At 28.5% G+C, this 10,439-nt stretch carries 10 protein-coding genes; 1 reads left to right on the top strand and 9 read right to left on the bottom strand.

Annotated features, from left to right (window positions below):
* Positions 1-156: transposase (locus ACVRWY_RS08940; protein WP_447455795.1), on the top strand; the 156-nt coding region annotated here is incomplete at its 5' end.
* 720 nt (positions 157-876) lie between these two features.
* On the opposite strand, the gene ACVRWY_RS08935 is transcribed toward ACVRWY_RS08940, so the two are convergent.
* From ACVRWY_RS08935 to ACVRWY_RS08895, 9 genes are all read right to left on the bottom strand, one after another.
* Positions 877-2,931, bottom strand: coding sequence for a glycosyl hydrolase family 28-related protein (locus ACVRWY_RS08935; protein ID WP_354369839.1), 2,055 nt, complete (start codon positions 2,929-2,931; stop codon positions 877-879).
* A gap of 820 nt (positions 2,932-3,751) precedes the next feature.
* Complete coding sequence (locus ACVRWY_RS08930) at positions 3,752-5,143, bottom strand: lipopolysaccharide biosynthesis protein (protein WP_354369838.1); 1,392 nt, start codon at positions 5,141-5,143, stop codon at positions 3,752-3,754.
* 38 nt (positions 5,144-5,181) lie between these two features.
* On the bottom strand, positions 5,182-6,057 hold the full coding sequence (locus tag ACVRWY_RS08925; protein WP_354369837.1) for a glycosyltransferase family A protein: 876 nt from the start codon (positions 6,055-6,057) through the stop codon (positions 5,182-5,184).
* Complete coding sequence (locus ACVRWY_RS08920) at positions 6,054-7,139, bottom strand: hypothetical protein (protein ID WP_354369836.1); 1,086 nt, start codon at positions 7,137-7,139, stop codon at positions 6,054-6,056. Before ACVRWY_RS08920 ends, ACVRWY_RS08925 begins: the two co-directional genes overlap by 4 nt.
* Before the next feature lies 1 nt (position 7,140).
* Positions 7,141-7,887, bottom strand: a complete 747-nt coding sequence (locus ACVRWY_RS08915) for a glycosyltransferase family 32 protein (protein WP_354369835.1) — start codon at positions 7,885-7,887, stop codon at positions 7,141-7,143.
* Positions 7,884-8,363 (bottom strand): glycosyltransferase, encoded by a 480-nt coding sequence (locus ACVRWY_RS08910; RefSeq protein WP_354369834.1) that lies wholly within the window; start codon positions 8,361-8,363, stop codon positions 7,884-7,886. The genes ACVRWY_RS08915 and ACVRWY_RS08910 overlap by 4 nt, the downstream gene beginning before the upstream one ends.
* Positions 8,363-8,821: a PssD/Cps14F family polysaccharide biosynthesis glycosyltransferase gene (gene pssD, locus ACVRWY_RS08905; RefSeq protein WP_354369833.1), complete on the bottom strand. Its 459-nt coding sequence runs from the start codon at positions 8,819-8,821 to the stop codon at positions 8,363-8,365. Before pssD ends, ACVRWY_RS08910 begins: the two co-directional genes overlap by 1 nt.
* A 68-nt stretch (positions 8,822-8,889) precedes the next feature.
* Positions 8,890-9,519, bottom strand: a complete 630-nt coding sequence (locus tag ACVRWY_RS08900; protein WP_354369832.1) for a CpsD/CapB family tyrosine-protein kinase — start codon at positions 9,517-9,519, stop codon at positions 8,890-8,892.
* A gap of 13 nt (positions 9,520-9,532) precedes the next feature.
* The gene (locus ACVRWY_RS08895; RefSeq protein WP_354369831.1) at positions 9,533-10,228 is read right to left on the bottom strand and encodes a Wzz/FepE/Etk N-terminal domain-containing protein; all 696 of its coding nucleotides are present in this window, start codon (positions 10,226-10,228) and stop codon (positions 9,533-9,535) included.
* Between the last annotated feature and the right edge of the window lie 211 nt (positions 10,229-10,439).

Below are 10,439 nucleotides of genomic sequence, written 5' to 3'. Positions count from 1 at the left end.
TATTCCAACGCTAAACTGGAAGCGACCAATAAACTCATCAAGGACATCAAGAGACAGGCTTTCGGGTTTAGAAACTTTAAGAACTTTAAAACAAAGATTTACATCGCTTTGAGTATTGAAAAAGAGAAAACGAATGTCGTCCTCTCTAGGTGTTAGCTTTTCATCTACCCACTACAGTTGACAAAGAGCCGGAAATCTCCTATCAATATCAGAAAAGCTTTACTAAGAGCTAGCTCCTAGTAAAGCTTAACAAATGGATGGCTTCAAAATAACATTTTAGGTCTCACATCATTGACAAAGGTACATTCATACACGCCGTCCACACCGTACTGTACGCATGAAAATTTTCTATTCATTCTTTTGTGACCTGACATCAATTTTAAAAAGATTGATTTTGTATAGCACTAACCCGAACAAAGTTTATCGAACATTTTTAGGACACGCTGAAAAAGCTAATGTGCAAATTATTCATTTTCATAGGTAGTTATGACCATAGATCAATATTTCTACTATAAGTTTCATCGCTTTTCATTATAAGTCATACGGGAATTTTTCTATACTTAAGAAGGTCTCATAAATCTCTGTAGAAAACACACTACAGACATTATAGAGTTTATTCATAAAGGTGTTAGGCTAAAATAGATATGAGTTTAACAGGTGGTGATGAAATTATAAATTAAAGTATTACTAGTAGTGAGCATATATATCTATACTGTGAATATTGATTATGAGATTAAAGTGAGCAACTCTAACTAAGTTCAGCAAAGTTATTTATATGAGTTGTCAAAGTTAGACACATAATATATACGTAAAGTAGTTCAAAATACTTAAATTTTAGTACTAAAATATTTTTTATTCATACTAAGTACTGTGGATTTATTCACTATTGAAATCATAAATCAGAGATGGGAAGCTATTATAAATAAACTCTCTTCCAAACAAATTAATATTTGATTTATTACTTATTTCACCATTAAGTAAGTTATTAGATTGTCTTATAATTTTTTTATTAGTGAAGGACTGATTATGGAGAGATAAATTGTTAGAAATTGTTAAATTCTCGGAGTTACCTAGAGCAGTTATTGATATATCAGGTTTCATACCTCCTATTCCAGCATCTTCTATTGATTTAATATAAAAAACATTTCCATCTACTATATCAGAGCTATTAGTAAGCAACAGGTGCCCTGAAACATTCCGTTCAAATCGATTATCTACAATTATGTTTGCAGAGGAGTTACTGATGATACCATAATAAGTTTGTCTATCAAATGTGTTATTAGTAAATTTATTATTTACCGATTTATTAATATCAATACCTATCTCATTCCATTCTATCTTATTGGTTGAGATAAAATTATTGTTTGAATTATTTAATTTAATGGCTATTCGACTATTCATAATAAAACTATTGATAATTGTAGTATTATGAATAGTTTGTATAGCAAAGTTGTTCATTTTGTTAAAAACAGAATTACTAACTACACTACTCTTAATATTTAAAATTCCGTGCTTTCCAGTAAAACTTGTTCTAGATAAAGATAGAGATTCAGATTTAGTAATGCCATTTCCATTAAAATTAATATTTCGGAAAGAGATATTTTTTCCTCCTTTAAAAGCATATTGATTTAACGAAGTGAGGATAACTTGTCCCTTATCTGTTGTATTTTCAGATCCCCAGTTTTTAATAGAGCCCAGACCAAATAACGTTATTTTTTGCGGTAAGATAATAGTTTCAGTTATAATATAGTTTCCATTTGGAAAATAAATATCTTTTTTTGTTTTTAAAGCTTTTTTAATTGCCTCGGTATCATCTGTAATACCGTCACCTTTTGCTCCAAATGATTTTACTGATACAAAAGAATGTTTTTCAAGTTTAAAAAGATTTTCTGTTTCAATTGGAGTGGTAGGCGTGAGAAAAGTATTATTACTTAGGTCATTTTTTATTTTACTATTATTCTGTACAATAACGTTATTTTGGTATGAGTTTTTTATATCGATGAATTTTTTCGTATCTCCGCCATTATTATTAGAGATTATAGAATTTTCTAGCGAATGGATTTTTAACGGATAAGGTAGATTGTTGAAAGTATTATTCGTAAATTTCACATATTGCCCTGACAATAAGACGGCATCTTTTTGTCTATTTTGAATAATATTGTTGATTATTTCCAGATGATCTGCGCTATTAATTTTAATGTATTGTTTTTTTTGATTTAAAAAATAATTTCTATTGATAGTATTGAAAGATGCCTTTCTAATAGTAATAGCATAATCATTTTTGTTAAAACGATTCATATAAATCTGGTTATCATTAGACGATGATAGATTGATGGCTGTTTTATTGTTTATAAAATTAGAATTTATAATTTTACTATCTGTTAATTTGTCTATTCCAGATTCTTCCAAATTAACAAAAGTTATACTAGTCAGTGTACTAACTCTGATATTTCGTAGTCCTTGAGTACCTCTAAATGTTATATTTGAAAGCATAGATCCACTAAGTTGATCTACTCCATATCCCTTAAATGTTAAGTTTCTAATTGTGGATGAATATCCGTACTGTCCTTTGAAGGCATAGGAATTTGGCGAAATAATAGTAGTACTAGTTTGACTTTCTCCTGAAATATAAACATTAGTAGTCAATAGAATTGTTTTTGTTATTAAGTATTTACCTTTAGACAAGTAGATTGGTTTTCCAGACATAATAGCTTTTTTCATAGGCTCAGTATCATCAGATATACCATCACCTTTGGCACCAAATTGTTGCGGGGTAACGTAATTTATTGCACTCTCATAGTTTGAAGAAAATAAATTATTACTGAAAATAATTGTGCTTATAGAGATTAATAATATTGCTAATATAAGTGTCAAAATACTAGCATTCCTTATTCTAGAATATTTTTTTTGAGTATTATTTTTTATGGTCACAGTTCTTTCCTTTATATTAAAGATATGTATGATAGAGTACTTTTTGTATTTTTATTCTATAAGTAAATTAAAACAATTTCAACCTAACTTCTACAAAGATCACAGCACACGCACGTAAAGTTTCTTATTCTATTTTTGTGTCCTAAAAGTAATTTTTTAGGTGGTTAACAATTTATTCAATCATCTTACATTTCCTATTTGTGCTAATATGACATGCTATTCAACCTGACTACAATCCTTCTCAATAGTTGGTAATGGTCTATTTTAGCTAATTCATCCATAAATTTGCTATTACTAAAATAGGTACTAATATTTTCATGAATACGACTTTGATTATCTCTTACTGCTAAACAATAACATCCCTTATCTTTAATAATTTCTCCTATAATCTCTATCTGAATATCTAACACATCAATATGATTACAGACTCTTTTTGGATGCCTAATTAAGAATATAAACTAAGGAACGGTAGTTTTCTCATTGCTTTTGTAATCAAGTCAGACTTATCTCTAAACTAATATGAATATTTTCATTATAAATCATTACAATATGATTGGAAATCTTTTTTGCTCTCATTCACGTTATATTTTTCCCATCAATGTTAATAAAGCTTTCTACGGATATTCAATCAAGACTTTGAAAGAAATCAGCTTAATTTATCTAGGATAAATTAGGTTGAGGGAAGCTTTGAGTAAATGGATTTTAATTCCCTTAAATATGAACAAATAGAGAACGCATTTCGCCCCCTCTATTTGCTAGCTTTTCACCTGCCCACTAAAGTTGACATTGAGCCATATTTTCTATAATCAACTTGCTATTTTCATTTATTTTTATTTCTAATAAAATTTACAATATCAATTCTAAATAAAAAAATCAAAAAAATACACATACAAAGCCCAACAATGTAACGCAATAATATATTTTCAGTAAGATTTGCAATAAATAAAGCATAAATACTTACTGTTATTATTGCTAAGACATATTGTTTTATAGAAATATCTACATCTACATATTTTTTTCTTGCAATAATATAATGAAAAATAAATAGTACAAAATAGGAGATAAAGGTGGATACAGCAGCTCCACTGATTCCGAAAATTGCAATTAGATAACGATTTAAAAAATAATTTAATATTACCGCTATTATAGTCCCTGTTGGAATTAATAGGGTCACCTCATGATATAGTTGAATATTTATAGGGAAAGAAGAGAGAAAAAACATAAAAAAAGCTAAAATTATCCAAAAAATAAATCTCTGACTTTCATAATACTCCTTATTTCCTAATAAAGTAATTAAATCAGGTGCTACTGTTAAAAAACCTAGACATAAGACAACTCCAAGTATTAAGTATAATTGTATCTGTTTCGAAATATTCCTATTTTTTTTTAGATACCACGGTAACCATACTGAATTTAAATTTACATATACAGTATTCAAAACAGCACCAATAGTATATGCAAAGCTATAAATTGAAACCGATTGAACGTTTAACATTCTACCAATCATAATTGTATCGAGTTGATTTAATAAGAGTCCTCCGAAACTATGAAAAACCATAGGTAACCCTGTTGAAATAATAAAGTATATATATTTTTTCTCTAATTTAGAATAATATTTGTAAAAAAAATATAATAAAAAACATATCGAAAGTATAGCGGATGGAAAAAAATTACCTATAATCCTTGCAAATAATCTATCTTCAAAATTTAAAATAAATAGTATAGAGAGTATTATATTAGAAATATTGATAATTAGTGAAATAACCAGTTGAATGAAACTTCTATCCTCTTGAAGTAAAAATTTACTAGAAAAATTAAATATATGACCATAATACCCAAAAAAACTTTGAAATAGCATTAGATAAAACATTGGGAGGCTTAATTTTATTATTCGAGCTAAAGAGTGTCCAAAAATACCCCCCCCTAAAAAAATAATAATAAAACTAACAAATGATATTACCAAGGCATTAAAAGCAAATCTATAATATTCTTCCCCCTTATATTTTTTTTTCCCCATACTTAATGTTTCATGAGATTGAATACCAATAAAGGCAACAAAAATTGCTGTCCATGTTGTTAATAGATTAAACTTACCATAATCAGTGATAGATAGAAGTCTAGTAAATAGAGGCAAAGAGATAAATCCCAAAGCTTGTAAAAATAAATTACCTATTACATAAATTGCGCCTGATTTTATACCTGATTTTGACATTAAATTACTTTCTTTATATTATATTACTACTTAAATACTTACTTAAATCTCCTAATATAAACTATATAAACTATAGGATAAAGTAATGTATTTACAATTGGGCTTTTTTGAAAATATTTCATTCGTGATAAATAATATTCGAAGGATTTTATATTCATCATTACTTTAATTGATTCAAAAATACGCTGTTTCCCTACTAAATTAGCAGCAATATATTTTTTCCTTCTTTCTAACAAATATTGTGTCCCTTTTGGATTTTTCTTCCATAGATTAAAAGTATTTTTAGTCATACCCTGATCTAGGTACTCAAAATAATATAGTTCTCTATTTATAGGAATAAATTTACCAATTTCACTGATGTCATAATAAAAAGTTTCTTCAGATAAAAATTTTTCTTGGCTAAATTGCTTTAATCTTATTTTTGACAAGATACTATTTTTCAATAAAATTGTTGTCTCTATTGATAAATTGTACCTAAACTTTATTTCGGGAATATCAACATAAGAAATATTATCTTCCAACCATTTATTTTTTTTTCCAATTTCATGTTTAGGATAAACAACACCTATTGTATCTTGATGGATTTTATGAGTATCCTCATAAAAATACTCAATTGCTTGATCCGATAAGAAGTCATCGCTATCAACTACAACATGATAACCTCTTCCTCCCATATAATCTAAGGCAGTATTATAAGCAATATGTTTTCCTGAATTTTCTTGATATATATATATATATTGAAAAGATGGTGAATTATCTACAATCATCTTATTCAACATATCCTTTGTTCCATCATCAGAGCCATCATCAATTACAATCCAGATAAAATCACTTCTTGTCTGCCTCAATAACGAATTGAACAATCGTGTTAACTCTAATTTCCGATTATAAGTAGGAGTTACAATATAAATCATAAAAACTCTTCCTTCTCTCCATTAAAAAATATTATAGCAGTCATAAAAAGTGTCACATTATACACAGCATTAGTATAATAACTTTCTGTAAACATAATAATTGACAAAATAAAAAATAAAAATACCGGTGCAAAGTTCGATAACTTTCTAATTTTTACAGCAGTTGAACAATACCAATAATGAAGTAGTAGTGCTACAATAATACCATAAAGTGCAAATAACATTGAATAGCTATTATCAAAATTAATATTCAATTCTGAAGGATAATGCCGCCCCAATAAACTCGGGAAATACTGAAACTGCAAATTAGCATAATATAGACGGCCAGTAAAATATTCATCCAATCTAGCCACTATAGGTTTTTGTATATTCAACGCTAAGATTATTGTAATAAGCGTTAAAATTATTTGCAACCATGGTAAAACTATACGAAGCACATTCTTAAAAAAAGATAACTGACTAAATAGGTGAACCACTACTGCAATAATAATAATATAGAATCCTGTTCTAGAAGCAGATGCATAGTATATTAATAAATTCAAAAGAAGGATAAAAGTATAATGCAATAAATTTATTTTATTGTAGTATAGATACATTCCAAATAATACTATCATAACAAATGATGAATGCAATAAATTTGGATGTTCAAATCCGTAACCAAATCTACTAATAAACATATTATTGCGATAAAATACAATCTCGTATTTAGGCAATACGCCCAAAAAAGATAACCCTACTGTTGTAATAAATGCAAATATTCTAGAAAAAAATGCAACTTTCAGTATACTGTGAAAACTTATCCCTTTTACTCCAACTAATAATACTAGACTGAAGAGAAAGGCTGGTTCTCTCGTGAAAAAAAAATTAACCAGCGCAATCATACCGACTATCATCACTTTATATAAAATACTAATATCCCAAATATCTCTTGAAATTTTTAGTACAATTAATACCACTGCCAAAGAAAATAAGATGATATAGATAGAGTTATTACCCGGTAAGCCCATTCCTTTTCCAAAAGAAATAAGCGTAATCGCTGTTAAATAAAGTATTTGACTAGGTGTATAAATATTTTCTTTCATATTATTTTCTTAACCAATCTTTCAATCTACTATAAGTTCCTTGGCCAAACAGATTATCAAGTGAAAGTTTAAATCTCACCTTTAAGGGTAACAACTTTTTTTTAAATTTTGACTTGATACCTTGACCATACCAAGTTGAGTCATAGTGATGTATTGAATAAGTATTATTAGTTATTGTCATCTTACCTGTTATTAGACTATAAGGACAGAAATACTCTGGCGGATATATGCACATTCTCTCAATTTCTTGTATTTTATCAGTTGACTTAAGACCTTTTAACTTGAGCAAATTAGTGGTATGTTGTACACATGTCGTTTCATCATATTTATTATTTTCAACAAAATTTCTCTTTTCATAAATTTGCATATTCTCTTTAAGAAAAGGAAAATATTTAACAGCACCAAAACCAAGCCCTGTAGCAACTTCTCCATCTAGTTCACAAGCTAAAAAACAGTCCTTATCTAAAAGAGTATCTAATGATTTTAATAACTCTACATCTGTATCTAGATAGATCCCACCTTCTTCAAAAATGATATCTAATCTAGCATAATCAGAAACAAAAGCATATTTTTTCTCCCTATATGCTTGAGAAATATAAGCTATCTTATTAACATCATAATTTGATTCATTCCACTCAATAATCTCAAACTCTGGACAATATTTTTTCCAAGATTCAATGCATTTTTTTACACTATTTGGTAGAGGATTTCCACCAAACCAACAATAATGAATTTTTTTAGGTATCAAAATAACTCCTCAATGACAGCTTCAAGATTTTGATTAAATCTTTTATTATTAGAGATCGGTTTCGTAGCATTTACCTCTATTTTGTCTAATAAACCAGCTAATTCTTCTACTTCTATCATAACTTCCAAATGATAGTACTTTTTTACTTGATTAACAAATTCAACTTGATGATCATTTACATGTTCATTGTATTTTTTTCTTCGGGGTGCAACTATCAATTTCTTCCCCTTTGTTAATATAGGCATAAAAGTGGACGGGCCACCATGACTAATAATCAAATCTGATTTTTCAATCAACTCTTCCATCTCAGAACGTGTAAGTATCTTTTTATAGTTGGCATACTTTGGTTGATATGCAGAAAAACCTGTCTGCATAAATACATCATCAGTTATCACTTTTTCTTGCTTCAGTCTATCTATTTCTTTTAACAAACGATCAAACTGTTGCTCATGTGTACCTACAGTAACAAATATCATTAAAAGATTCCCCCTAAATAAATAGCTCTAGGGTATACCTTTAACATCTCTTCCCATTGTACAACAAAAATATCAGTTACTGGAGACACCAATCTACCTGTAAGTGTTGGGGCGTTTATTCGATCAAACACTTCAATGTATACTGTTTTTATTCCAAATAATTTACCTATCCAAAAAAATGGTACCGCTACTCCTGCACCACTAGATATAATAATGTCTGGCTTCTCTCTCCTTAAAATATTAAATGCCAAAAATGTATTTTTTACTAAATTTTTTACATTTCTATTAGTTGGATAATGACAATAATAGACCTTCTCATCGTAGAGCATTGAAATAGCATCTATTTTTTCAAAAGTCACCCAAAAACGTTCCTGTTCCCCCCATAACTCTTTCAATAAGTTTAGGTGCATAAGGTGGCCACCACTCGATCCCACTAAACATATTCTTTTATTTTCCATATTAATTCCCTATAATTAACAAACACATTATTACTTCAAATTTCTATATAAAAACAAATAGTTCTTTATTATTCTTTATATTTATTTATGATAACACCTCCAAATTTAGAATTTCGTTCTATAAGTTTTTTTAAATATTTCTGAATGATTTCATATTTAACCGTACCTGATTTTGTAACTAATACATGGACATCAGATTTATCTATCATAATCATACTATCGTTACACACTGCCAAAGCTGATGTATCAATAATTATTTTATCATATTGATATGTTAATTTTTGGATTAATTCGGCAATACTCTTTTCATCAAGCGAAGTTGTCGTCTCTAAAAGTCTTCCTGCAGGTATAAGAGATAGATTTGAAATATTTGTCGAAATAATAACTTCCTTTATCATAGACTTTCCAGATAAGTAGTCAATTAAGCCACCTTGGTCTTTTGTCAACTTAAAAAATTTATTCAGTGAAGGAGACTCAAAATTTGTTTCAACAATTACAGTTCGTTCCCCCTGCATTGCAAATACAGTAGCTAAACCTATGGAAATAAATGTCCGCCCTTCTTTGGGACTAACAGAAGTCACTGTAATCAACTTAGCAAAAGGATTAGTTTTTAACAATCTGTACTTAATCATATTGAAGAAATCGTATCCTTTTGCTATTTTTTTTATTTGTTTGTTCAATGAATCTGTATTATTCATTTTTATACCTACTTCATTTTAATTTTGGAACTATTCCGATAACCTCTACTGGCATAGTTAATTCTATATCCTCAGGTCTCCGTACCCTACTATCTAATACTATTTTTAAAAAAACTATTGATATAGAGATAAACATCGTAAGTATGCCTCCCAATATTACATTTTTCGCAATATTAGGAGATATTGGTGAACTAGGGACATTAGCTTTAGAAATCAAGTTAACTTTAGCCCCATCGACCATATTCATTAGTTTCTCACTCGATACACTGGCAAGTTCATTTGCTATTAATGCAGAGACCCTGGGATCTTCATTTGTAACACCTATACTAATCACTCTAGTATTTAAAGGAACTACAATTTTAATATTATTTTGTAAATTTTCCAACCCCTCTTTAATATTCAATTTATCTCTAACATTACTGATTACAGTAGTGGATAGGACTAATTCTTTGTAATCATTAATTAACTGACTCCCTACCTCTAATTTATCAGTCATAAGAATATTGGAATCAACTAATGAGCTTTCGCCAACTATATATAACTTCACTTCACTATAGTAGACCGGTTGTAAAATATATCTACTTATACTAGCTGAAAAAAATATTCCCAAAAAAGTTACAGTAAGTATTTTATACCAATTACTCCAAATTCTATTAAGTAAATACCCTAGTTCAATTACCCGATCTTTATGAAAATCTCCATACTCCATTCTCAACTCTCCATTCTTTCTGTTTCATTATACTATTTTTTTATCATACAAGCAAGATTATGTAAGATGTATCACAAGATAATTTTGTAGCGTTACAATAGATGTGAGACTTCTAGAAGTCAAAAAAGAAGATTCCCTGATATGATAAGAGTACCACCACTCATCAAAAAAGGAATCTTCTCATGACTAGTATATCACAAAATCTTCGCTA

The sequence above is a fragment of the Streptococcus porcorum genome, assembly GCF_053203725.1.
Note: the sequence above shows the minus strand (reverse complement) of the source record. Positions and strands in the feature narration are given on the sequence as shown.